At 40.9% G+C, this 24,544-nt stretch carries 29 protein-coding genes; 6 read left to right on the top strand and 23 right to left on the bottom strand.

The features are described from left to right. The first annotated feature begins 14 nt into the window (after window positions 1-14). The 4 genes from MsAm2_RS00910 (at window position 15) to MsAm2_RS00895 (ending at window position 3,204) form a co-directional block, all read left to right on the top strand. Window positions 15-779, top strand: a complete 765-nt coding sequence (locus tag MsAm2_RS00910; protein WP_338097950.1) for an EFR1 family ferrodoxin — start codon at window positions 15-17, stop codon at window positions 777-779. Between the two features lie 98 nt (window positions 780-877). Further along, the gene (purM, locus tag MsAm2_RS00905; RefSeq protein ID WP_338097949.1) at window positions 878-1,879 is read left to right on the top strand and encodes a phosphoribosylformylglycinamidine cyclo-ligase; all 1,002 of its coding nucleotides are present in this window, start codon (window positions 878-880) and stop codon (window positions 1,877-1,879) included. A 228-nt stretch (window positions 1,880-2,107) separates the two neighbouring features. After that, on the top strand, window positions 2,108-2,410 hold the full coding sequence (locus MsAm2_RS00900) for a DUF1894 domain-containing protein (RefSeq protein WP_338097948.1): 303 nt from the start codon (window positions 2,108-2,110) through the stop codon (window positions 2,408-2,410). Between the two features lie 5 nt (window positions 2,411-2,415). Next, on the top strand, window positions 2,416-3,204 hold the full coding sequence (locus tag MsAm2_RS00895; protein ID WP_338097947.1) for a class I SAM-dependent methyltransferase: 789 nt from the start codon (window positions 2,416-2,418) through the stop codon (window positions 3,202-3,204). Between the two features lie 116 nt (window positions 3,205-3,320). On the opposite strand, the gene MsAm2_RS00890 is transcribed toward MsAm2_RS00895, so the two are convergent. The 9 genes from MsAm2_RS00890 to MsAm2_RS00850 all read right to left on the bottom strand — a co-directional run bounded on the left by MsAm2_RS00890 (window position 3,321) and on the right by MsAm2_RS00850 (window position 11,335). Then, complete coding sequence (locus tag MsAm2_RS00890) at window positions 3,321-3,644, bottom strand: hypothetical protein (protein WP_338097946.1); 324 nt, start codon at window positions 3,642-3,644, stop codon at window positions 3,321-3,323. Between the two features lie 184 nt (window positions 3,645-3,828). Beyond that, on the bottom strand, window positions 3,829-4,371 hold the full coding sequence (cmk, locus tag MsAm2_RS00885; protein ID WP_338097945.1) for a (d)CMP kinase: 543 nt from the start codon (window positions 4,369-4,371) through the stop codon (window positions 3,829-3,831). A 34-nt stretch (window positions 4,372-4,405) separates the two neighbouring features. Further along, complete coding sequence (locus tag MsAm2_RS00880; RefSeq protein ID WP_338097944.1) at window positions 4,406-5,026, bottom strand: DUF106 domain-containing protein; 621 nt, start codon at window positions 5,024-5,026, stop codon at window positions 4,406-4,408. Window positions 5,027-5,121: 95 nt separating this feature from the next. Further along, a complete protein-coding gene (locus tag MsAm2_RS00875; RefSeq protein WP_338097943.1) occupies window positions 5,122-5,769 on the bottom strand; it encodes an adenylate kinase in 648 nt (215 codons plus the stop codon). Between the two features lie 1,494 nt (window positions 5,770-7,263). Next, a complete protein-coding gene (gene secY / locus MsAm2_RS00870; RefSeq protein WP_338097942.1) occupies window positions 7,264-8,745 on the bottom strand; it encodes a preprotein translocase subunit SecY in 1,482 nt (493 codons plus the stop codon). A gap of 473 nt (window positions 8,746-9,218) precedes the next feature. Beyond that, window positions 9,219-9,698, bottom strand: coding sequence for an uL15m family ribosomal protein (locus tag MsAm2_RS00865; protein ID WP_338098479.1), 480 nt, complete (start codon window positions 9,696-9,698; stop codon window positions 9,219-9,221). Window positions 9,699-9,717: 19 nt separating this feature from the next. Next, a complete protein-coding gene (locus tag MsAm2_RS00860) occupies window positions 9,718-10,179 on the bottom strand; it encodes a 50S ribosomal protein L30 (protein WP_338097941.1) in 462 nt (153 codons plus the stop codon). A gap of 2 nt (window positions 10,180-10,181) precedes the next feature. Further along, a complete protein-coding gene (locus MsAm2_RS00855; protein WP_338097940.1) occupies window positions 10,182-10,811 on the bottom strand; it encodes a 30S ribosomal protein S5 in 630 nt (209 codons plus the stop codon). A 5-nt stretch (window positions 10,812-10,816) separates the two neighbouring features. After that, the gene (locus tag MsAm2_RS00850; protein WP_338097939.1) at window positions 10,817-11,335 is read right to left on the bottom strand and encodes a 50S ribosomal protein L18; all 519 of its coding nucleotides are present in this window, start codon (window positions 11,333-11,335) and stop codon (window positions 10,817-10,819) included. 221 nt (window positions 11,336-11,556) lie between these two features. Between MsAm2_RS00850 and MsAm2_RS00845 the strand changes: the two genes are divergently transcribed. Both MsAm2_RS00845 and MsAm2_RS00840 read left to right on the top strand, forming a co-directional pair. Then, window positions 11,557-11,841, top strand: coding sequence for a hypothetical protein (locus MsAm2_RS00845; RefSeq protein WP_338097938.1), 285 nt, complete (start codon window positions 11,557-11,559; stop codon window positions 11,839-11,841). Window positions 11,842-12,430: 589 nt separating this feature from the next. Further along, on the top strand, window positions 12,431-13,363 hold the full coding sequence (locus tag MsAm2_RS00840) for a hypothetical protein (protein ID WP_338097937.1): 933 nt from the start codon (window positions 12,431-12,433) through the stop codon (window positions 13,361-13,363). 276 nt (window positions 13,364-13,639) lie between these two features. On the opposite strand, the gene MsAm2_RS00835 is transcribed toward MsAm2_RS00840, so the two are convergent. The 14 genes from MsAm2_RS00835 to rplX all read right to left on the bottom strand — a co-directional run bounded on the left by MsAm2_RS00835 (window position 13,640) and on the right by rplX (window position 24,541). Continuing rightward, a complete protein-coding gene (locus MsAm2_RS00835) occupies window positions 13,640-13,906 on the bottom strand; it encodes a hypothetical protein (protein WP_338097936.1) in 267 nt (88 codons plus the stop codon). A 14-nt stretch (window positions 13,907-13,920) separates the two neighbouring features. After that, window positions 13,921-14,115, bottom strand: a complete 195-nt coding sequence (locus MsAm2_RS00830; RefSeq protein WP_338097935.1) for a hypothetical protein — start codon at window positions 14,113-14,115, stop codon at window positions 13,921-13,923. Window positions 14,116-14,178: 63 nt separating this feature from the next. Continuing rightward, window positions 14,179-14,388, bottom strand: coding sequence for a hypothetical protein (locus MsAm2_RS00825; protein WP_338097934.1), 210 nt, complete (start codon window positions 14,386-14,388; stop codon window positions 14,179-14,181). A gap of 238 nt (window positions 14,389-14,626) precedes the next feature. Next, the gene (locus MsAm2_RS00820; RefSeq protein ID WP_338097933.1) at window positions 14,627-16,393 is read right to left on the bottom strand and encodes a leucine-rich repeat domain-containing protein; all 1,767 of its coding nucleotides are present in this window, start codon (window positions 16,391-16,393) and stop codon (window positions 14,627-14,629) included. Between the two features lie 284 nt (window positions 16,394-16,677). Further along, window positions 16,678-18,645 (bottom strand): leucine-rich repeat domain-containing protein, encoded by a 1,968-nt coding sequence (locus MsAm2_RS00815; RefSeq protein WP_338097932.1) that lies wholly within the window; start codon window positions 18,643-18,645, stop codon window positions 16,678-16,680. 246 nt (window positions 18,646-18,891) lie between these two features. Then, window positions 18,892-20,604, bottom strand: coding sequence for a leucine-rich repeat domain-containing protein (locus MsAm2_RS00810; RefSeq protein WP_338097931.1), 1,713 nt, complete (start codon window positions 20,602-20,604; stop codon window positions 18,892-18,894). A 323-nt stretch (window positions 20,605-20,927) separates the two neighbouring features. Beyond that, the gene (locus MsAm2_RS00805) at window positions 20,928-21,374 is read right to left on the bottom strand and encodes a 50S ribosomal protein L19e (protein WP_338097930.1); all 447 of its coding nucleotides are present in this window, start codon (window positions 21,372-21,374) and stop codon (window positions 20,928-20,930) included. Next, window positions 21,375-21,842 (bottom strand): 50S ribosomal protein L32e, encoded by a 468-nt coding sequence (locus MsAm2_RS00800; protein WP_338097929.1) that lies wholly within the window; start codon window positions 21,840-21,842, stop codon window positions 21,375-21,377. It lies immediately after the preceding gene. A gap of 13 nt (window positions 21,843-21,855) precedes the next feature. Further along, window positions 21,856-22,386 (bottom strand): 50S ribosomal protein L6, encoded by a 531-nt coding sequence (gene rpl6p, locus MsAm2_RS00795; protein WP_338097928.1) that lies wholly within the window; start codon window positions 22,384-22,386, stop codon window positions 21,856-21,858. A 12-nt stretch (window positions 22,387-22,398) separates the two neighbouring features. After that, the gene (locus tag MsAm2_RS00790; RefSeq protein WP_338097927.1) at window positions 22,399-22,791 is read right to left on the bottom strand and encodes a 30S ribosomal protein S8; all 393 of its coding nucleotides are present in this window, start codon (window positions 22,789-22,791) and stop codon (window positions 22,399-22,401) included. An 11-nt stretch (window positions 22,792-22,802) separates the two neighbouring features. After that, a complete protein-coding gene (locus MsAm2_RS00785) occupies window positions 22,803-22,955 on the bottom strand; it encodes a 30S ribosomal protein S14 (RefSeq protein WP_338097926.1) in 153 nt (50 codons plus the stop codon). A 1-nt stretch (window position 22,956) separates the two neighbouring features. Beyond that, on the bottom strand, window positions 22,957-23,475 hold the full coding sequence (locus MsAm2_RS00780) for a 50S ribosomal protein L5 (RefSeq protein WP_338097925.1): 519 nt from the start codon (window positions 23,473-23,475) through the stop codon (window positions 22,957-22,959). Window positions 23,476-23,477: 2 nt separating this feature from the next. Continuing rightward, window positions 23,478-24,176, bottom strand: coding sequence for a 30S ribosomal protein S4e (locus MsAm2_RS00775; protein ID WP_338097924.1), 699 nt, complete (start codon window positions 24,174-24,176; stop codon window positions 23,478-23,480). A gap of 5 nt (window positions 24,177-24,181) precedes the next feature. Then, window positions 24,182-24,541 (bottom strand): 50S ribosomal protein L24, encoded by a 360-nt coding sequence (gene rplX / locus MsAm2_RS00770; RefSeq protein ID WP_338097923.1) that lies wholly within the window; start codon window positions 24,539-24,541, stop codon window positions 24,182-24,184. Between the last annotated feature and the right edge of the window lie 3 nt (window positions 24,542-24,544).

Below are 24,544 nucleotides of genomic sequence, written 5' to 3'. Positions count from 1 at the left end.
AACAAGAGACCCTTATGATCACCTTTTATTTTACCGCCACTGGAAATTCATTGGCCGTAGCAAAGCGTATCGGAGGTAATTTGATTGCCATTCCGCAAGTCATCGACACCCAAAATCCGCACTATAAGGATGATGTGATTGGGATTGTTTTTCCGATTTACAGCAACGCTCCGCCAAAAATGGTACGCCGGTTTTTGGAAAACGCCCGGCTGGAAGCCGATTATATCTTTGCGGTCGGTACTTACGGCAACCTTCCCGGCGCCTGCATGTTTAATTTGCAAAAAACTGCCACAAAAAACGGCTTCCGTTTTGATTACACGAATCAAATCCTTATGGTTGATAACTATCTGCCGATATTTGAGATGGATGCGGAAATCGCCAAATTGCCGGCAAAAAAAACAGAAGAGATGAACGCAAAAATTGCGGAGGATATTGCTCTTCGAAAACGTAATCAAACCCCTGCCTCATGGGGATGGCGGATAATTTCCGGCATTTTGGGAGCCATCATCCGAACCGACAAAAATGCTCAAAAATATACCGTCAATGAGGAATGCACAACCTGCGGCATTTGCGCAAAAGTCTGTCCGGCAAAAAATATTGCGGTTGCGGATAAAGTGGAATTTGGCAATCATTGTGAAGCTTGTCTTGCGTGCGCGCATCTCTGCCCGCAAAACGCGATTCATTTAAAAAAAGAAAAAAGCGGTAAACGTTGGCGCAACCCGGATGTTTCGACAACCGAAATAATAAACTCAAACAATCGCCATCGTGATTTGCCTTAAAAAGCGAAAACAAAAAAGGATTAATACCCCTGAATCTCTATTTATCTGTTCATTCTTGAAAAAAGATTTATGTTTAAAAAATTTCAGAGATTAAAAAAATGACGGAAAAAGAACATACTTATGCTGCGTCCGGCGTGGATATTCGGCAAGAGGAAGACACGATTAAATCACTGACCAAAAAAATGACCTACAAGAGGGAAGGAATCGGTGCGCCGCTGACAGAAATCGGTCACTATGCCGGGCTGATTGATTTTGGAGAATATGCGATTGCGATGACGACCGACGGAGTCGGCTCCAAAGTATTGATTGCGAATGAAATGGGCAAATGGAATACGGTTGGCATCGACTGTATTGCGATGAATGTCAATGATTTACTTGCGATTGGTGCCGAACCGGTTGCTTTTGTGGATTATTTGGCACTTGAAAAACACAAACCCGGATTTGCCGCCGAGGTCGGAGAAGGTTTGGCCAAAGGCGCCGAAATTTCCCGGATGTCGATTGTGGGCGGTGAAACCGCAACACTTCCCGATATCATCAAAGGATTTGACTTGGCCGGAACTTGTATCGGTTTTGTGAAAAAAGGCGAAGTTTTAACGGGCGAAAAAATCCAAGAGGGCGATGTGATTATCGGCTTAAAAAGCACCGGTGTTCACAGCAATGGCTATTCTTTGGTTCGAAAAATTATCAAGGATTCTCCTTATGATTATCATGATTATTGCCCGTACGATCCCAAAAAAACAATCGGAGACGACCTTTTAGCGCCGACCGCCATTTATATGGAAGTGCTCGATGTCATCCGGAAATATGAAGTTCACGGACTTGCCCACATCACCGGAAGCGGGCTTTTGAAGCTTCACCGCATCACAAAACTTGGGTTTGACATTTCCGATCCGATTGAGCCGCCGGCGATTTTTAAATTCCTTCAAGAACAAGGCAAGGTCAGCGATCTTGAAATGTACAAAACATTCAATATGGGCATGGGCTTTGTCATTATTGTTCCGCCCGAAGTCGCGCCGTATGTTGTTGGAATGACCGGCGGAAAAGTTGTCGGAAAAATGATTTCATCCGGAATTTTCGTCAAAGGACTTGCGATTGAATAATTATTCTCTTCTTATTTTTCCGGTCTTATTTCCTTTTCTTATTTTTCTTATATTTCAACCCGAGAAAAGAAAAAATTAGAAAAGAAAACCGGCCGAAATTGAAAAATTTTGACCGGTTTGTTTTTTAATTTGAGTGAGATATGAATTAAAAAATCATTTGAGTGAAGATAAATTAAAAAATCATTTGAGTGAATATGAATTAAAAATCAAATCCGGATGAGAGTTTTTATGGTTTGTATCAAAAACACCAACTGCATCATTATCGGAAATGAGATGACTCTTTCCGATTGCAAAAAACTCATCACGGATGTTTCCGATGAGGTTTATTTGATTCCGGGCGGTTATCAAATCAAAGGAATTATGCTCAAAGGATCAAGGCCGTTTCCGGTCGGTTTTTCCGGCGGAAACCTATTTTTTCAATATGTAAAGCCTTGTTTTGGAATTTTTGCGTTGCAAATTGAAAATTGCCACAAAGATATCACATTGCTGCGGGAAGATTTTATTCAAAACAATTTCGAAAAAATCAAGTGATTCCAATGACACAAAAGGAACAAAAATGTGAAGACACAAAAAAGAGCCTGCCTGAGAAAGACTCTCCTGGAAAAGCGCCGCCGGCTCTTGGGTATGATACAAATGTCCGTGTCACCGTTCCAAATTATGATTTGTTTCATTGTCAAACCATTCAATTGGCTGCCGCTTACGCAAAAGAAAAAAGAAAAGCGGACGATAACATTTTATTTCCGGCCCGATGGCTGGATACCGGTTGCGGGACCGGAAACTTGATTTTAAAAGCGAGAACGATCTATCCGGATTGTAAATTTACGCTTGCGGATCCGTCTGTTGAAATGTTGCAGATCGCGAAACAGAAATTGTTGCCGGCGGAATCTGAACCGAATTTTGAAATGGATTTTAGATTTGTCAACCTCAAAACCAATCAATTGGACCCCATCCGGACTTTTTCCGGGCAGCTGTTTGACATCGTCACCGCTGTATTGTCTCATCACTATTTATCTCAAGAGGAGCGGATTGTTGCCGCCGAAAACTGTTTCCGGCTGCTTACGTCCGGCGGAATTTACATTACTTTTGAACACACAGCTCCTGTGACAACTTTAGGAAAAGAAATCGGTCAGCGGATGGTTGCAAATTTTCAAGCCGATTCCGGCAAAAATGAGAAGGACATTGAGAACTACAAAAACCGCTATGGAAAAGAATATTTTCCGATTACGGTCGCGCAACACATGGATATGCTCAAAGACGCGGGATTTAAAACCGTGGAATTGTTTTGGTATTCATATTTGGAAGCCGGATTTTATGCGGTCAAATAAAAACGTACAACCGACTGATTTTTAAATTTTAAAACCGACGCGAAAAAACAAAACCGGAAAAAAAATGAAAAATTGAGCCGATTTGACTCAATTTTTAAGGATTTAATTTTGATAAGTTAAGATCTTTTGACGAAATCATCCGTGATGGACAAAATACCTGAGCCGATTGTGATGCGGAGATCTTTGTTAACAAAGATCGCGGTTCCGATTTTTGTATCGTTTGAATAAAGGATATATTCCGATCCATCTTTGCTCCATGTTCCGGAGAATTCAACGAGTCCTGCGGAGATGGTGTATGTTTTATCGTCCGAAAAGGTCGCAATGGCTTTTGTCTTTTGTCCGTCCCATGTTCCGACGACTTTATCGCCCATACAACCGGCGGCGGTCACCCCAACAAGAAGGACGAATAATGCGAAAACAGGCAATATTTTTTTGATCATTTTATTTTCCCCTGTCACAGCTTTTTTGAAAAGAATGCTGCTCCATGAATAAATTGGAATTTAATTATATAATGTTTTTTGGTAAAAAAAAAGAGGAAAAGGAGAAAAAACTAAAATAAAAAGAAAAAAAAGATGAAGGAGAAAAACCAAAAAATGAAAAAGAGAAACAAAAGAAATAAATATTTTATTTCAGTTCATCTGCCGCCGTTAAAATAATATCGGCAATGATTTCCGGAGACAGGCGGTTCGTATCAATCACCAAATCATAAATGGACATATCATTGAGGTCGATTTTGTAGTAATTTTTATATCGGATGCTTTCGGAGGCTTCCCGCGTCATCGTTTTGTCCATTTCAAATTTAAAAGAAGAGGTGCCTTCCCGTGTCATAATCCGCCGGACCCGGGTTTCAATCGGTGCCTTTAAACAAATCCGAAGAACCGGTTTTCCCGGAGGAACGTCCACCGACATGTAACCGGCCAGCCGCCCTTCCAAAATCAGATTGTCACGTGTCTGAGATAAATCCTGCTGGCGCCGGTCAATTTTTAAATCCACCGACGGGTCGGACTCGGCAAATTTTCCAAATTCGGCAAGAGACATTTTCATCTCTTCCGCAAGACCCCGAAAGATCTCGCCGGAAGAAATAAAATCCATACCGGAACGCTCTTTTAATATTTTGGAAACCGTCGTCGTGCCGGTTCCCGGAAGACCGCTGATTGTAATAAGCATAACTGTCTCATTATCCTCTTTTGATTCACAATAGTTATGCGCCGGCTGTTGTAATATTCATAAATTTACGCAGGACTTGGCTGAACGCAAAGGAAGAGAGAATATACCAATAGAGCCAGTAGGTGAAAATAAACAATTTGTCACTCAAAAACTGAGTTCCCCAAAATGGAAAAACCAGTGTGGCATCCGGATGCCCGCCAATGTAGTAATACGCCCACATCAAAAGCGGGAGTGAGATAATCACGATGTAAAACATTGGCTTAAATTGCTGTTTCATCATGTTCATTTGCTCTTCCATCATGCCGGCTTGCTGTTCTTCGAGCTTTTTGAGCAAATAGGTGTTTTGTGTCTTTTGAGCTTCTTTCATGTCTCTTTGGTAAACCTTCATGCGTTCTTGGAAGTCACGCATTTGATTTTGGTCCACCAAATACTTCTGAATGAGGGAAGAATAAATGGCGGTAATGATGGCCATGGCCGATAAAAGCAAAAAGAAGTTGGACTCCCCAACCAAAAGAAGGACGGGAGACATAATAACATCCATTACTTGACCGATGCCGTCGCGGACACTCTGAAACATCACGCCGATGAATAAGAAAATACCCACCACCAGCACCGCTTTACTGATGATATCTTTGATACTTTGTGTTTTTTCCAAAACGATCCCTTTGATATTGATTATTGGATAGATGATTGATAGTGATTTTAAAACAATTCGTAAAGGTTAATCTGAAAATTTAAAAGATTCTTTCTTTATTTGAATTTATGGACGAGTTTTTTGATTTCACCAAAAACAACATCGATATCCTTTGTTCCGTCCACATCTTTTAAAATGCCTTTCTTTTGATAATAGTCCACGAGAGGCGCTGTTTGAGATTGATAAGCTTTCAGGCGTTGGGTGACTGCTTCCGCCGTGTCGTCCGTTCGTTGATACAATTGGTCGCCACAGACATCACAGACACCGGCTTTTTTGGGCGGGTTGAATTGGATGTGATAGCTGGCGCCGCACGCGGACATCCATCGTCCGGAAATACGTTCGACCAGGTCTTTTTCCGGAACGACAATATTAATTACACACTCAACCGGCTTTTCGATTTCCGTCAAAATTTTATCAAGCGCCTGGGCTTGCGGGATGGTGCGTGGGTAGCCGTCGAGCAAAAAACCGCCTTTGCAGTCTTTTTGAATCAAACGTTCTTTGATAATTCCGATTAAAACGTCATCCGGAACGAGCGCACCTTTGTCCATGTAACTTTTGGCGGCAAGGCCGAGCGGGGTTCCTTCTTTGACATTGGCACGCAAAATGTCGCCGGTTGAAACTTGAGGAATACCGAATTCTTTGGATAACTTTTGCGCCTGCGTCCCTTTTCCAGCTCCGGGAGGACCGAATAGAATAATGTTCATCATAACCACCTGTTGTAAAAACAATAACGATTTGTCATAAATATGTAATCACGAAATATAGACAAATTGACATTTTCTTATAAAAAGAATTGCATGAAAAGGCAAAAATCATAAAATTATAAAATAAAAATTGAAAAAAACAAAATCAAAAAAATTGAAAAAAACGGAATCGGAAAAATTGAAAAACACAGAAGAATTGAAAAACACAGAAAATAATAAATTTGAATCCGGCGGTTACTTTAAACCACCGGATTTTAAAAAATCAAAGGAAAGAGACATCGTTATTTTTTCTTTGTTGCCGCATTGTTCGGGTTTTTTTGATTAGCTCGGTTGTCCACAGTTGCTTTGTTGGAAGCGTTGTTTGGATTTTTGGAGTCTGCGCGTTGGTTGGTTGCCATTTTTCGATTCACCTCCTGTAATAATACCAACCGTGTTAGTGGATTATATATTTATTGTTAAAAATAGGCGACAAATTAAATCAAAAAAAATAAAAAAAGAATTTAAAAAAGAAATAAAAAATAAAAAATGATCCGGCAACCAAAAACCAGGCAGCCGGATTTGAAAAAATAGTAATCATGAATCCGGATTATTTTTTCTTTGCCGGAGCAGCCGGACTTTTCTTAGGGTCTGCCGGTTTTTTGGATGTGGTACTTGCGCCTTTGGCGTCTGTGCGTTGATTCATTGCCATTTTCAATTCACCCCCTTTAAAATATAAAAATAATAATATATTTAATATATATAAATTTGTGGTTAAAAAATAAGCTATAAACAAATGCCAATCAAAAAGATGGAAAGCAGAAATAAAACAAATCTGAATAAAAAAAGGAAAAAATATGAAAAAATGAAAAGTAATGAAAAACTGAAAAATAATGGAAATGATCGAAAATCAAAATTATGAAATAAAAGTCCGGCCGAAAGATAGAAATTAGAGGAGCCATAAGGGACATGGCTCCTCATTTTTTCTGTTTTTAAGATACAAAAGAGGTTTCACATAAGAACTTCTTGAATCTTATGGCAGATTTGTTCGTTTTTTGATTGGTTGACTCGTATACCGTTTTTTAAATATTATTCAAACTGTAGTTTACTGAATTGAAACAATTACTTTTCTCTGTTTTTCATATCACCTCCGATTAATATATAATTTTAAAAATAAAGCAAATAATATATAAATTTGAAGGTTTTAAGAAAAAAGAATAAGTGGTGCCCCATAATTAAAATTTTAAAAAGCCGGGTCATCGGACTTAAAAAATAAAAATTCAAGATCAATAGAATGAAAACTATTCTGAAAGTTTTGGAACAAGATGGAAAATAAAAGCAAAAAATAAAGAGTGAATAAATTAAAAAATAAAGCATTTCACTCCATCATTTCTGTTTTTTGAAAAAAACCGAATGCAGCTGTAATGCGCGTGGCGGCCATCAAACAAAAAAAAAGAAATGAAAAAGGCGTTGTTATCAACGCCAATTATTTTTTAAAAATTTAAAAAAGAAAAGACGTTAATCGTCTTTTCCAAGGAAAGACCGAAGCATCGGATGCATTTCCATCATTTGTTCGGAGGCTAAATCTTCATACAAACGGTAAACAATGCTGACCGTTAATAAAAGTCCTGTTCCGCCGGCGCCACCGACCGTTCCGAGCAAACTGGCAAAAAGCGTAAGCGCGCCAATGAAAGCTCCACCGATGACGGTGACTTTGGGGATGTAGCGTTGCATATATTTTTCAATGGACGCGATGCTGTTTCTGAATCCCGGAACCTGCATACCGGAATTGTAAATCTTTTTGGCCGTTTGTTTGGCCCCCATTCCGGTTGTTTCAATCCAGAACAGAGCAAAGATAATACCGCCCGCAATCAACAAAAACGCGTCGACTCCCACGTGAAGTCCGATTTGCCAGGTGGCCGGCGCCGGATATCCGAGGGTTGCAAAATGTTGCTGCACATAAGTCGGAATCCAGTCCGACGGGCTGTTAATGGCGGATAAGTAATACATAATGCCGTTCACCGGCGTTGCGCCGGAATATTCTCCAAGAATCGTAATTCCTCGGCCGGCTAAAAGAACGCCGACCAACTGAATGTTGGCTTGAAGGGCACGTACCAAAATCATCGGGAGAACGGACGCATAAATCAATTTGACCGGGAATTTTCCGCGGGCGCCGCGAACAGAGGTGTGGGCGAGCGGAATTTCAATCCGGACACTTTCCACGTAAACGACGATGATGAAAATCGCAATCGTAGAGATTAATGCCAAAATTCCCGCATTGATGAGAAGATACATAATGCCGGTCGAACTGGAAAAGAGTGCGCCAAGTTCACCGCTTGTAATTAATTGGAACCATTTCGGAATAATACCGATGGCCAAACCGTCCGAGCCCGGCAGCCAGTTGATTAAACCGGTGACAATCTGCTGGGAAACTCCCGCGACGATGAAAAGACTGATACCGGAGCCGATACCCCATTTGGACACCACTTCGTCCATGAACATAATGAGGATGCCGCCGATACAAATCTGAATGAACAAGAAAGCTGTAACGACCCAGAGGTCAACACCCAGTGTTGCGGCCAATGCCGGATCGGGCTTGATATATCCGAATAATTGCGGAAGCGTTTCGAGAACAATCATCACAAAGACAAGGAATTTTTGAGCGCCTTGGAAGTAGGCTTGGTCTTTGGGATCGGAAAGATCCAAATGAATAATGTCGCCGCCGACGAGTAACTGCAAAATGATGGAAGCCGTCACAATCGGACCGATACCGAGAACAATCAATGAACCGGTGGCCCCCGCGAAAAAGGCACGGTATTGCGCAAATAAATCGATCGATTCGGCCGACATACCAAACAAGGGAACGTTTGACAAAACAAAGTAAAGTGCAAGAATCGCAATCGTCCACATTACTTTGTTTTTAAACAAAACTTGTTTTTCAGGTCTGGCGACAGAGGGTAACCTGCTAAAAAAAGGTTCCAAAACACTCCTGAAGCTCATTCAAATACACCTTGACTTTGAAATAGATGTGAGAGTACTCATTTTAAGAATGGAAGAACTCATCGTAAGAACATAATAAAGATTGATAGTGATAACGATTCATAGTATTAATAAATTATTGTATGTAATCAAATTTTATAAAATAAAGGGGAAGAATATTGAAAAATTAAATAAAGGGTTCGGCGGAAAAATCCAATTGCAAAGACGGCAATATCAATTGAAAAAGGAAAGAATCAAAAAGAAAAGAAAAACCGAAAAAAAGGAATCGCGGTTTTTTTCAATTTGATTTTTTTCAATCACAGACGATTCATTGATTTAAATCTATGAATTTTTCAATTTGATTTTAAGCTCTTCAACTTGAATTTTTCAATTTGATTTTAAACTCTTCAACTTGAATTTTTCAACTTAAGTTTTTCAATGATTCGTCCGCTGCTTTTGCATTTTTTGCAAAAAAATGAACCGATTCAATCGGCTCATTCTTCGTCTTCTTCGCAGCCGCAGTCACAATCGCATTCGCACCCGTCCGCTTCAACACATTCTCCACCGGCCGCTTCGATTTTTTCACGGGCGGATTCGGAGAAGGATTCGGCTTTAACAATCATCTTTTTGGTGACCCGTCCGGATCCCAAAACTTTGTTAATTCCGATGCTGTAAAGGTCAACAACAAACGTGTCGTCTTCAAATCCAATGTAGTCGGCTTCCATTTCATAAAGGAAATCCACCAATTCGTCCAATTCGCCGACGTTCACAATGAAAACCGGTTGATCGACCACTTTGGGGCGGGTGAATCCTTTGTACATGTAGCCGGGCCGGTATCCTTCGCGCATGGCCCGGATAAAGTGGTGGGCATTCCCACCGGCGTGTCCGCGGCCTCCGCGGTTTCCGGCTCCTCTTCTGTTCTTGTGGGTACCGCCGCCGCAAGTGCGTGATCCTCTGAATTTTTTAGTTCTGATGTGTCCCATAGTATCCACCTTACCTCATTTTGTGAAGCAACACGGCAATTTCCTCGCCATGGTTTCCAAGAACGCCGCCCTGTTGAACGGTTCTTTTCATGCCGGCGTGTCCCTTTCTCGGCGGGTGAAGCCGGAACACCGGTTTCATCAACGGAACATCCTTAATGGCCACTTTGCCGTCGACAAACGCTTCCGCCAATTCCTTAATGGAACCATAGGGGGTGTTTTCGGCAACATATGCGTCCGTTAAACGGTCGCCGCCTTCCAAACGTCCGCGGGTTTCAAAAATTTCGGCAACTTGTTCGGCGCCGACCGTTCCGAAAGCCACATAGTCCTTTGATTTTTGGATCATACCTTTGTTGATGTCGTTTTCTTCCAGGAAAACACAGTGGTTCACTTGGTTTAAACGAAGCATCCGAAGGGTGTCTTCAATGGTGTCTCTGACCGCGACACATCCTCTGACTCTGATAACTGCATACATGTTTAGACTCCTCCGTTTCCTTTCTTTGGAAGTCTCATTGTGCTGACGTTGTTGAGCGCGACGAAAGTCGCTTTCGCGAAGTTCAGCGTGGTCCGGGTGGTTCCTTCCGTTTGTGTCCAAACGTCACGGATTCCGGCTTTTTCAAGCACTTTTTTTGCGGTGCTTCCGGCGGCAATACCGAGACCTCTCGGAGCCGGAATTAATGTTACGACAACACTGCCGATTTTTCCGGTGGCTTCAAACGGAACGGTGTGTTCGTTTCCGCAAGCGCATTCCCAAGAACCGCAGCCGCGTGTGATATGTTGAATGTTCAATTTGGCCGCTTCAATTGCTTTTTTGATCGCGTTTCCGACTTGAACGTCTTTTCCTTGACCAAGTCCGACGTAGCCGTTGCCGTTTCCGACAATGACGGTCGCTCTGAATTTGACACGCCGTCCGGAGTCAGTCATTCTTTGAACCATGTTGATGTCTAAAACCTCATCTTCAAGGCCCGGCAAAAGAAGGTCCACAATTTGTGGTTCTCTTAACGGAAGGCGGGATTTAAGGGCGTCTTCCATGGTTGTGATTTGTCCGTCCGCAACAAGCTTTCCGAGTCTTGTTTTGGGTACCCATTCTACTTCATCGTATGCCATTTTCATCACCTGAACTCAGCGTTAATTTTCTTGACCGTTGCGTCAAACTGTGCCGGCAAATCCGAGTTGTTGTATTCGGCTGCGATTTCTCCCCGGATGCGTTCGTCCGATGGGAAAATGGATGCGTCGTGCGGAACTTCAAATCCGGCGTCAACGATGCCTTTTAAGGCTGCGTAAACCCGAGAACCCGGTGTGGACGCATGAAGTCCGATGTCCAAAATGCCGCCCTCGTATCCGTTTTGGATACTGCGCAGGCCGAACAAAAGGCCTGTTAAATATGCTGCGGTTGTATTACCGGTCGGTCCGTTATAGCCGTATTTTCCAAGTTCAGTGGAGATGGCGGATGAATAAGTGACATCTCCAACCGGTGTTGGGGCTATAAGCTGTATTTGCATGTTTCGTGTGCTTTTGCGCACGACGATACGGTTCTCTTTGGATAAAAGAAGCGCAAGACGGGAATGGTAATTGGTCCGTCCTTCTCTTCTTCTTCTCATCGGAACCTTATATCTTGGTCCTGTTGCCATAACTAGCTCCTCAACATTCTTTTAAGGTTGTTTAAAAGTATGATTTTCTTTTCACAAGCATCCGACTGCATCTATTCGAAAACAAATGCTCAAAGGTTGCCTATCAAAAGGGTTGCTATATACAGATTAGTTGTATATAAAGATTCTGAAAATTGAAAAAAACAAAAGAAATATAAGGAAAGGAGAATTAGAACATATTGAAATAAATTTAATAGTTATATATGTTTGAAATAGATATAATTTTCAAAAATATAAGATCAGAGAAGAAAGGAAAAAAGAAAAAAGAGAGAAGAAAGGGAAAAAGAGAAGAAAAAAGGAAGGAAAGATACAATGATGAGCCGAATGGAAAATATTTTTTCAAATATTCTTGCCGTTATTCTTGGAATGACCGGAGGAATCGCTTAGCTGAAATCCTGAAAACGCCGCTTAAAAAATGCAAAAAATGTAAAAACCGCAGCTATTTAGGGGAAACGCATTGCATGTTTTGTGGAGGACGTTTTAAATGATTTCGGAAATTTCGGAGGGGATCCAACTTTTCAATCAGATCATTAACAGAAAATATTGAATTGAGACAGCCGGAATTTTGTTTTTATTTTTTTTGACATTGCTGCTGATGTTTGATTCTTACGAAATTTTGGATTGAACCAAATTTCCCACAACGTTTCAAATTCAATTTTGGTTATGGATTTACATATTGTCGAATATCGGCATTGCCGCATTTGTTAAATTTTCAAGAGAAAGCATAAACCCGATTTGTCCGAAATGCCGGGGAAAAATGAATGTGCTCAAGTTGGAATAAGAATGTGAAAAATGTGAAAAGTTCGCTTTTGTTCATCCTTGGTTTGTGATTTTATCAACAGGAATTATTTGAAAATGATTATTGAAAATGATTATTGAAAATGATTATTGAAAATGGAATTATTGAGAAATAAAAGATTGAAGAGGAATAAAATTTCGATAAAGTAAAATTACCATTCAAACAACTAAATTTTACAAATATTGATTTTTAATCAGTGGATTAATATACGTTTACCGTATATTTTTCTTTCTTTTTATTATAAAAGAGATTTGTGTTTTTGACAAAGAGGTTTTAAATTGAATCAGAAGAAATTTCATGGAATTTGCTTGTTGGTCCTGTTAATACTACTGATTTTACCGATTACAGCCGCATCGGAACAAACGATGGAAACAATCAACACGTACAAAGTCAGCGGTGAAAATGCTACGACATATGGGCCGTATATTTATGCCGGCCATGAATACGATTACACGGAATTTTCCATGGATGGAAATTTATCCGGCGTATTGATTACGGATTCAATGACGGGGGCGGTTGTTGAAGATGAAAATATCATTCGAAAAGTATCCTATACAAATGCCGTTTTGATGGGTTTTACGATGGAAACGGCAGAAATTTACAAAACCACCGCTCAGAATTATAAAATTATTTCAACATCCAATGCCGATATGGCAGACTTGCTTGCCGCCGAACTGAAACTTTACACCACAGCCGACCAAAATAAAATTGGATCCGTGGACAAAGATTTCCGTGAACTTTCCCGTCTCTATGCGGAATTGAGTGCGATTTACGACGAGGCAGCTGTTACCGGAACAGATGTTGCCCATGGAAACAAAACGTATGAAAATGCGGAATTGATGATGAGCCAGGTAAACCGGATAGAAGCAAAATTAAAGGAGATCAAACCGGTTTATGAAAAAACCGCTGCCGGAATGAATGTTTATTATGATGTTTTGATTGAAGGACCTTATCAAGTCAATAAAACTCAAATGCAAACCGCCAAAACAAATTATAATTACATTGTAAAGCAAGAATTGAGTAATTTTGATTATGTGATAAAAACACTCGAAAATTCGGCAAACACTGTCAAAGCACGTCCGGACTTGGATGTGGAATTATCAAAACTTCGCATTAAAATTAATGATATGCCCGGATTCGGCTTTTTACCGGCGGTGGTAATTGTGGGATTGTTTGCTTTCGTGCTTGGAAGAAAGAGTAAAAAGAATTAAAATATTTGGAAAATGAAATTGCCGTTGCCGGCAACTCATTTCTATTTTTGTTTTTCGCTTCTGTTTTTTATTCTATTTTTGTTTTTTGTTTTTTATTTTTTGTTTCTGTTTTTTATTTTTAGTTTCGTTTAATCATAATTTTTCATTATTTTTTTCAGTTTCCTTTCAATTCCGAAAATATTTTTTCGGCATGAGAAATGGCCGTTTTTGCTTTATCTTCAAGAGGTATGTCAAATTCGACGAAGATTTCATAATCGCAGACCGTCCTCCATTTTTTTAATTTGGATAAATTTTTGCCAACGGTTTTCGCGGAATCCTTGTCTGATTTTTTATAACATGCCGCCAAAAAGGAATGGTCTTTTCCGGTTTTTGATTCGGCAAAACCCATATTTCCAACGCATATTCCCGGGCTTTTAAAAAGGACGCATAATATGCCCGTCCGATTGCAGCCCTGTAAACAGATTCCGAATTCAGGCCGGATTGTTCCGCAATCTTAACCAAGTACTTTGAAAGAGACAAAAAATAAACCGGTTTAAAATCCATACGAATGCCCCTTTTCAATAATTTTCATATCGGGTGATTAAGAAAAAACAATTTGCAGTATTCCCGTATGCCTTTTGAGCCTCTTCACAAAGACCATTTAACTCGTCTTCCAAAGCAACATTGAGCGCAATAGTTTTTTCAGCAACAGGAACTTGAATTTCCAAATAGCTCCAATCCCCTTCTATTTCGATTTTTATTTTTCTGAGCAAACGAGAACCGTATCTCTTTTTCAGCTCTTGTGTGATAAACCAAAGAATGTCATAGAAATAAATCTATTTTGAATACTGCCGACGGATTTTATCCGCCCGTACAACAAGAAATCGGTCATCACATTCAAGTGTTTCCAAAACAAAATTCATCTTTAATTTCTCCGGCAAATTTAAAATTTCAATATCCATCGCCAATAAATCACATCCCTGTTTTAAATATTTCATTACTTTTTGAAATAAACCACTTATAGATAAACTTGCCGATTTTTTCACGGATGTTGATTCAGGGGACCCGTCATTAAATATTGAAAATAAGATGAAAATAAAATTTATAAAACCATAAAAATGGATTGAATCAGGAATACCGACAAATGATTGAAAATGATTGAAAATGATTGATTAAAGATTGAAATTGCCGTTGCCGGCAATTCATTTCTATTTTTGTTTTTCGTTTTTATTTTTGTTTTTCTATTTTCATTTCTGTTTTTATTTCTATTTTTATTTTATTTTTTCATTCCTTTTTCTTCCCTTGGGAATAATACCAATACCCACCCGCCAAAAAAATCAAAATTCCGGACATGAATATGAAAGCCCAAACATATTGGGAAAAAAGAGAAGATTCCGGTTCCGGGTTTGAAATATTTTCAGAAGGGAGAACGGCCGACGGTTGCAAAGAAGGCGAACCGGAAGAGTTGTTTTCCGAAGAAGCGGACGAATTTTGCAATTCAGAAGAATTGTTGTCGTTCATTACCGTTGCTGTCCCAAAACCGCCGCTACTGCCTGGAATCGGAGTGAAAAACAAAAGGGTATAGAATATATTTCCGGAAAAACCGTCCCCTTCAAAGGAATAAGAAACAAAATCCCCCAAAATATCCGAGCGCATCCACGAAATCGTATTTGAATCCGAATCATAAACGCCGTTGGAACTGATGGAGCTGCCGGCCGGCAAAATCGCATCTCCCTGCGGCGTATAAACAGGATTGGTCACCGAAATCATATCCGTATTATCCGGATAAGGGGTTGAAAAAAAGAGATCGAATGCGCTGTCTAAGAAAACCCGGTCCAATTGGTCCGACAAAATCAAAATTTGAAGAGAGGAAAGGACGGTTAAAGTATCAAAATCCGGCAGCTGATTTTCGGACAACACCAGGATTTGTAAATGGCTTAGCTCTTCCAAGGCGGAAATGTCAAAAACAGGATTGTCCGACAAATCCAAACCGTAGAGGTTGTCCAGCCCCGTAAACGTTCCCGGCGAAATTTCAGAAAGAGAATTGCCGGACAAATCCAAATATTTCAGGCCGGCTGGAAATCCGGACGGCAAACCGGAGAGGGAAGACAGGAAATTATCGGACAGAAAAAGATATTGCAAACCGGATGGGAAAGCCGGCAGCAAATCGGATGCGGAGGACATGGAATTGTGGGACAAATCCAGATACAATAAACCGGACGGCAACCCGGAAACCGAAGAAATGGAATTGTTCGACAGATTCAGAACCGCCAAAGTGGAAAGGCCGGACAAGCCGGAAGTATCGGAAAGGGAATTGTTCGACAAAACAAGTGTCTCTAATCCGGAGGGTAAATCGGAAACAGAAGAAATGGAATTATCGGACAACAGAAGCGTTTGCAAATGAGAAAGACCGGACAGGCCGGAAACGGAAGAAATGGAATTATTGGACAAGTTCGCTATTGTCAACTGGGAAAGGCCGGATAATCCGGAAACAGAAGACACGGAATTGTTGGACAAAATCAGAATTCTTAATCCGGCCGGAAATCCAAAAAGAGAGGAGACAGAATTGTTGGACATGTACAGGTTGTGCAAATTCGCCGGCAAACCGGAAACCGAAGAAATGTAATTGTCGGACAAATAGAGATGAATTAAATGGGACAAGCCGGACAGCATGGAAACGTCTGAAATGGAATTATTGGACAAATCCAAAGACACCAAACGCGAAAGACCGGACAGGGCGGAAAGATTGGAAAGGTTGGAAAGGTTATTGTGCGACAAATTTAAATCTGTTAAATTAACCGCGTATTCAAGTCCGTCCAACCTTGCAATTCCCCGGCCGGACGCGTCTAAAAATTGAAGGCTTTGCATTTGAGATTCGTTCACGTCGGCATCCGGGCTTTGTCCAAGATTTTCGTTGATGGCGGCCTTGAGATTTTGGTCGGGAATTGGTACAAGGTCATCCGGCGCCGCAAGCGCAGCCGAAACAAAGGACAAAACAAACGAAAAAATAAAAAGTAAAAGAATGGATTTTTGAAAATTTGATTTTGTCATGAAGATCATCCAAAAGCATGATTGAGAAAAATGAATTCTAAAATAATGTCAAAAGCGGACATAAATATATAGAATAATATAATATTTTAACTATATAAATATGAGGAGAAAATTGAAAAACAGAGAAAAAGGAAATTTGAAAAAAATAGAGAAAAGAGAAAATTGAAAAAAATAGAGAAAAGTAGAGAAAATTGAAAAAAAATAGAGAAAAAGGAAAATAGAGAAAAAATAGAGAAAAGAAAAAAGATAAATTAAAACCCTTTTTGTTTTCTCTAAAACTTCTTTTACTTTTTCATCCGGAAGAAATACCAATATCCGCCGGCCGCCAAAATAACAACAATTCCGGCTGCCGCCACATAAATCCAAAGATTGGAACCGGCCGGCTGAGAATCGGAATTGGAAGCCGGACCCAATCCGTTTCCATGAGAATCAGACGTGTTTTCAACCGGTTTCGTGTTTTCTTGTTGTGACGGTTGAGACGCATTTTCAGAAACGTTTGGAGCCGGAAGAGATGTATTCAAAACCGTCGCGCTGCCAAAACCGCCGCCGCTTCTGCTGTTTGCCGGTGCCGGTTTGGGGACACTTATATTATAGGTAACTGCTCCTGAAAAACCGGTTCCTGCAAATTCATAGGAAACTTGGTTGTTTGAAATGTCGGAATAATCCCATGTAAGCGTATTGTTTGCCGAGTCATAAACGCCGTTGGAACTGATTGTTCCGGCTGTCGGTGAAAGAATTTGCTTTTGCATGTCATGAACCGGATTGACAATGACAAGCGGGTCCCTTTTTTGTGTTGTGAAAGAGAGAACATAAATGTCCCCTAATTTAGAAACCACATCCAACTCATCCGACAAAACCAATATTTTCAATGCCGTTAAACTCTCTAATTGAGTCCAATCCGACAGTTGGTCTTCGGACAAAGCCAAAACCGCAAGGGAGGATAATCCATTTAGTGCGGAAACATCGGAGACCGAATTTTGAGCCAAATCCAAGCCATACAAAGCGTCAAGGTTATCCAAAAAATTCGGTGAAATTTGATTTATTTGATTATGAGATAAATCAAGATACCACAAATTCGTCAGGGTTTCTAAATCGGAAACGTCCGTCAGTTGATTGTTATCCAACAAAAGAAACTTCAAATTCGTCAGGTCTTCTAAACCGGAAACGTTCGTCAGTTGATTGGAAGACAAATTAAGAACAGTCAAATTCGTCAGGTTTTCTAAACCGGAAACGTCCGTCAGTTGATTGGAAGACAAATCAAGAGTCTGCAACTTCGTCAGGTTTTCTAAACCGGAAACGTCCGTCAGTTGATTGGAAGACAAATAAAGAGTCACCAACTTCGTCAGGTTTTCTAAACCGGAAACGTCCGTCAGTTGATTGGAAGACAAATAAAGAGTCACCAAATTCGTCAGGTTTTCTAAACCGGAAACGTTCGTCAGTTGATTGGAAGACAAATAAAGACGAGTCAAATTCGTCAGGTCTTCTAAACCGGAAACGTTCGTCAGTTGATTGGAAGACAAATCAAGAATCTCCAAATTCGTCAGGTCTTCTAAACCGGAAACGTTCGTCAGTTGATTGGAAGACAAATTAAGATACCACAAATTCGTCAGGTTTTCTAAACCGGAAACGTTCGTCAGTTGATTGTTATTCAAATAAAGTTCTCTCAAATTCGTCAGGTTTTCTAAACCGGAAACGTTCGTCAGTTGATTGTTATCCAACCGAAGAAAAGTCAAATTCGTCAGGCCTTCTAAACCGGAAACGTTCGTCAGTTGATTGAAAGACAAATCAAGAATCACCAACTTCGTCAGGTTTTCTAAACCGGAAACGTCCGTCAGTTTATTGTTATTCAAATAAAGAGTCTGCAAATTCGTCAGGTCTTCTAAACCGGAAACGTTCGTCAGTTGATTGTTATCCAACCGAAGAAAAGTCAAATTCGTCAGGTCTTCTAAACCGGAAACGTTCGTCAGTTGATTGTTATACAACAAAAGAGAAGTCAAATTCGTCGCCGTTTCAAGTCCGGTTAAGTCCGAAATTCCTCTATTACCAGCGTTTAAACTCGTCAAGCTTTGCATTTGTACTTCTGTGATGTCTGCGGTGGAACATAGACCCAACTGACTCCTAATTGCCGCTTTTAAATTGGAGTCGGGAATGGTGACATAAGCCGGTTCCGCAAACGCAACCGGAACGGATGACATCAAAACGGATAAGATAAAAAGCAGAACGGCTGCCTTTTGAATAATTGATTTTCGCATGATTATTTCCTTTGGTTTTTTAAAAAAAGTATTATTTTAATAGAAATCATTCTGGATGAATAGGAAAGAAACTATATAAGGATTGAGAAGAGGAAATCGTATAATTAAAATAATATTTTTTGAAAAATAAAAATTGAAAAAAAATCAATAAAAAAGCCCGTTCCTTTGAAAAAAATCCAAAGAACGGACTTTGGTTCTCATTTTAAAAAAATTAAAACCCTATTTTTATTTTTTCTAAAATTTCTTTTACTTTTTCATCCGGAAGAAATACCAATATCCGCCGGCCGCCAAAATAACAACAATTCCGGCTGCCGCCACATAAATCCAAAGATTGGAACCGGCCGGCTGAGAATCGGAATTGGAAGCCGGACCCAATCCGTTTCCATGGGAACCAGACGTGTTTTCAACCGGTTTCATGTTTTCTTGTTGTGACGGTTGAGACGCATTTTCAGAAACGTTTGGAGCCGGAAGAGATGTATTCAAAACCGTCGCGCTGCCAAAACCGCCGCCGCTTCTGCTGTTTGCCGGTGCCGGTTTGGGGACACTTATATTATAGGTAACTGCTCCTGAAAAACCGGTTCCTGCAAATCCATAGGAAACGTTGTTGTCTGAAATGTCGGAATAATCCCATGTAAGCGTATTGTTTGCCGAGTCATAGACGCCGTTGGAACTGATTGTTCCGGCTGTCGGTGAAAGAATTTGCTTTTGCTTGTCATGAACCGGATTGACAATGACAAGCGGGTCCCTTTTTTGTGTTATGAAATAGAGATAATAAGTACTGTCGGATTTAAAAACATAATCCAATTCATCCGATAAAACCAAAATTTTCAATGCCGATAAATCTTCTAATTGAGTCCAATCCGACAGTTGGTCTTCGGACAAAGCCAAAACTGCAAGGGAGGATAATCCATTTAGTGCGGAAACATCGGAGACCGAATTTTGAGCCAAATCCAAGCCATACAAAGCGTCAAGGTTATCCAAAACATTCGGTGAAATTTGATCTATTTGATTATGAGATAAATCAAGATACACCAAATTCGTCAGGTCTTCTAAACCGGAAACGTTCGTCAGTTGATTGTTATTCAAATAAAGATTTTCCAAATTCGTCAGGTCTTCTAAACCGGAAACGTTCGTCAGTTGATTGTTATTCAAATAAAGATTTTCCAAATTCGTCAGGTCTTCTAAACCGGAAACGTCCGTCAGTTGATTGGAAGACAAATAAAGACGAGTCAAATTCGTCAGGTCTTCTAAACCGGAAACGTTCGTCAGTTGATTGGAAGACAAATCAAGAAAAGTCAAATTCGTCAGGTCTTCTAAACCGGAAACGTTCGTCAGTTGATTGGAAGACAAATAAAGAGAAGTCAAATTCGTCAGGTCTTCTAAACCGGAAACGTTCGTCAGTTGATTGTTATTCAAATAAAGATTTTCCAAATTCGTCAGGTCTTCTAAACCGGAAACGTCCGTCAGTTGATTGGAAGACAAATAAAGACGAGTCAAATTCGTCAGGTCTTCTAAACCGGAAACGTTCGTCAGTTGATTGGAAGACAAATCAAGAAAAGTCAAATTCGTCAGGTCTTCTAAACCGGAAACGTTCGTCAGTTGATTGTTATCCAACCAAAGACCAGTCAAATTCGTCAGGTCTTCTAAACCGGAAACGTTCGTCAGTTGATTGTTATACAACAAAAGAGAAGTCAAATTCGTCGCCATTTCAATCCCGGTTAAGTCCGAAATTCCTCTATTACCAGCGCCTAAAAATGTCAAGCTTTGCATTTCTGATTCGTAAATGACTTGATCGGGAAGCCTGGAAGGATTTATTCCAAAATTAATTGCCGCTTTTAAACCTGCATCGGGGATATTAACAGGAGTTGACGGAATAGCAAACGCAACCGGAACGGATGACACCAAAACGGACAAGATAAAAAGCAGAACGGCTGCCTTTTGAATAATTGATTTTCGCATGATTATTTCCTTTGGCTTTTTAAAAAAAGTATAATTCTAATAGAAATCATTCTGGATGAATAGGAAAGAAACTATATAATGATTTAGGAGAACACATTAAATTATAATAATGATATAATAATATCTTTGATAAAATCAAAGGGAACGACAAATTTAAAAATAAAACAAAAATGGAAAAAAATGGAAAAAAATGGAAAAGACCGAAAAAGACTAAGATTGAAAAGTAAAAAACAAAAATCAGAAAAATAAAAATAATCAGAAAATAAAAAACAAAAATCGAAAAAAGAAAAAAAAAGAAAAATAAAAAAAGAATTGAAAAAGAATTACTTTTTCAATTCGGCTTGAATGTGCGCTTCTAAGTGAGACACGTTTCTGAACTCTCCGCCTTTTGCCTTTCTGTAGTAGCGGCAGTAGGTTTTCTTGTCCAGCGTTTCGTTGGCGCGCATTTCTTTTAATTTTTTCCGGAGCGCCCGAATCTTCTTAATCCAAAGTTCTTTGCTGTTGGTGCGCGCGCCCTTCTTACCTTTGCGGGAACCCGGTCCTTTTCTGTGACCGTATTTTCTCTTTTCGGCAACAAGTCTTGCACGTCCGCGGCTGACCCCTTGGATGCGCTTCGCTTTGATGTGGCCTTCGGAAATGAGTCCGCGCACATCTTCACGGGTAATCGCTTCCCCGATCTTTTCCGCTTCTTCCGGGTTGAGCCAAACACGGTTCAAACCGCATCCCAAAATTTGAGAAGCCATTCTCTTTTGGTTGGTTAAATTAGACATTTAGTTTTCCCCCTTTCCCGGATTCAAAACTTTAATGCCAAATTCCGCCGCCTTCGCGACAATGACCGCTTTCTTTTTGCCGCCGACACCGGCCGCGATTCTGATCGCTTCAAATTCCGGGTCCACCATGACCAAATCATCGGCGTTGTTCACCAAAACTTCATCAAAACCGGACGGGTGAAGACCTTTAATCAAAACAGGGCTGCCGTATCCGACCGTCGCCATCGCGCCTTTGCCGTAAATACCGGCTCTTTGCTTGCTTTGAACACCACGCGGGCGTCTCCATCTCGTATCCAATCTTTTGAATTTGTGATAGCACTGCCGGCTAAAGCCCGGCTTTCTGGCTTTTTGAACTTTACGCACGTTAAACAAACGTCTGAACTCCGGGTCCGCATCCAAAAGGTTGGTTGCACAAAGCGCATCCACCGGAGCATCTCCGGCATTTTCTACATTATTTTCTTTTGCCATTGTTCTCCCCCCCTTATGATTTATTCACCACGTAAATACCGTCTTGGAAGACACGCGGGTCAAATCTCTTGATTTTGGTTTTTTGCTCAATGTTTGCGGTCGTCTGTCCGACATCTTCCTTGTTAATACCCGTCACCGTCACGCTGTTTCCGGAAATTTTCACCGTTGTTTCGCCGACAATTTTGGCGATACGCGGCTTTTTCTCCCCAAGGAAATTGCTGATGACGAATTCTTTGCCGTTGACTTTCGTCTGCATCGGGAAGTGAGAGTACACAATGGTCATTTTGTACTCAAACCCATCCGTAACACCCTGAATCATGTTCGTGATGTGGGACGCATACGTTCCAACCATGGCCTTAAATTGCTTTTTTTGGTTTTCCGTGTCCACGACAATTTCGCTTCCGTTAATGGAAATATCAATTCCCGGGAAGTAAAGTTCGCGGACATTTTGGCCTTTCGGACCTTTCACGGTCAAGATGTGATTTTCATAAGAGACGGTCACTTTCGGAGCGATTTCGACAATTTCTTTAATTTCTTTTGCCATTTTATTCACTCCTTAGTACACGTAAGCCAAAAGCTTTCCGCCGACATTCTTTTCACGCGCTTCGTTGTGCGATAAAACACCCAAAGAAGTGGTCAAAACCAAGACGCCGAAGTTCTTTGCCGGCAGGTAGGATTTTTCCCATCTTTCAAAGGATTCAACACCGACCGAGTAACGCGGTTTAATCGCGCCGCAGTCGTTAATCGAGCCCGCCAATTTCACTTCATAAACACCGGATTTACCGTCTTCGATAAACTCAAACGACGAGATGTAGCCGCCTTCCTTCATCACATTAAGGACGTTTCCGATAATTTTGGAAGCCGGACGAATGACACATGATGTTTTTCCGACGTTCTCCGCATTTTTAATCACGGACAAAGCGTCAGCAAGAGGATCAAATAATACCATATTTCCTCACCTCAGCTGTATTTGTTAAAGCCCATCTTCGGAGCAATTTCTCTGAAGCAGTGCCGGCACAAGTAGATGTCATATTTGCGGACAAGCGATTGCTTTTGACCGCAACGCTTGCAACAGCTGGCACCCCGTCCGAATCTCTTTTTTGTCTGTACCATTTTAAATGACCTCCACACTGTAGTTGTCTTTTAAGAACGCAATCGCGTCGGCCTTGTTCATTTTGTGTGAATTCGGAACCTTGATTTGCGCGATTCTTCTTTTACTGATCCTGCTTCCCGGGCGCTTTAAGACGACCGTAACGTCCATCCCAAACACACCAATGTTTGGGTCATACTTCATACCGGGGAAATCCGTGTGTTCTTCGATACCAAACGAAACCGTGCCCGTTTGGTCGAATTGGGAGCTCTTTAAGGTGTTTTCGACAATTTTCAAAGAGGTCGTCAGGAATTGTTCCGCGTTTTCTCCTCTCAAAGTGACTTTACAGCCGATCGGCTCTTTCTTTTTAATACCGAATGCCGGAACGGTCATTTTCGCAAATGCCCGAATCACGGTCTGTCCGGTGATTTCCTCAAGTATGTTTTCTGCATCAACGAGATGTTGGCCGCTTTCGCCAACACCCATATGGACAATTACTTTTTCAATAACGGGAGTTCTCATTGGATTTTCCGAGTTGCTCATAGTTATTCATTCCCTACTTTAATTTCTGGTTTGTCCTCACCGATTACGAAAACATAGTTCTCGATGGTTTCAATTTCATTTTTGCCGGAAACCCGAACCAAGTTGTTCTTAGAACTGCGGATGGTTTCGATTTCCTTGATCTGTCCGACGACACCGCTGTGCTGACCACCTGTGATCATGACAGTGTTGCCGATTTTGTATTCAAACCGGGCCAAAACTTGTTTGTCCGGAAGTGAAATCTTTAAGGTGTCCTTGGTTTTGTACGCGTTCGACGCCAAAATATTGGTGCCGTCGTGGAGGTTTAACTGGACTTTGCCGCCCCGAAGGGTGGTCTTACCGTTGATTCTGCAGATTTTCCATTGGGCACGGTCCGCGTCAATCGGATTGAGATAGAGCCGTCCCTTGTTGTCTTGAAGCATGCGGTAATATTGATTGTTGGCCGGAATGGAAACCACGTCAAAGATACCGACCGGGAATTTCAAATTTTTCCGGACAATACCGTCAACAAGAACCTGCTTCTCTTGAAGAATGCGGGTGGCTTCCTTGGAGGTGTCAACGACCTTTAAAAGATCGCGTAAGATCACAACAAGCGGAAGGCTGGCATCTTTGTTGTGCGGACCGGGGCTTGTCGCTGTAATCCATTTGTTGGTCTTTTTGGGGACTTTCCAGCTGGTCGGCATGGACATTCGTTTCTGGTGCATGTGACTCACTCCTTTCCACGGATACGTGCTTCCCGTGTCTTATCTTTGAGTTCCAATTTTGTAATCATCACATTAGATGGATAAATCGGTCTTGGAACTTCCTCACCGTTGACCTTCGTCGAAACAACGCCGGTCACGTGAATAACGCAATCCGAGAGGCTGACTTTTTCAACCTTTCCCGAAACACCCTTAAAGTCGCCGCGCATAACCAAAACCGTATCACCGGTAATGACCGGAGCGGACCGGGTGTTGTATTTCTTCGACAAATCATCGCTTAAGCGAGCGCCCATATATTTTTGGCGCATGTGAAGCGGCGCGTTGTATCTGGCCTTTCTTTGTTTTCTGGGCTGAATTGATGTTACCATTTT

The organism is Methanolapillus ohkumae, assembly GCF_032594355.1.
In the GTDB taxonomy this organism is placed as follows: Archaea; Halobacteriota; Methanosarcinia; order Methanosarcinales; family Methanosarcinaceae; genus Methanolapillus; species Methanolapillus ohkumae.
The sequence above is the reverse complement of the archived record's forward strand: the minus strand, read 5'-3'. Positions and strand labels throughout refer to the sequence as shown.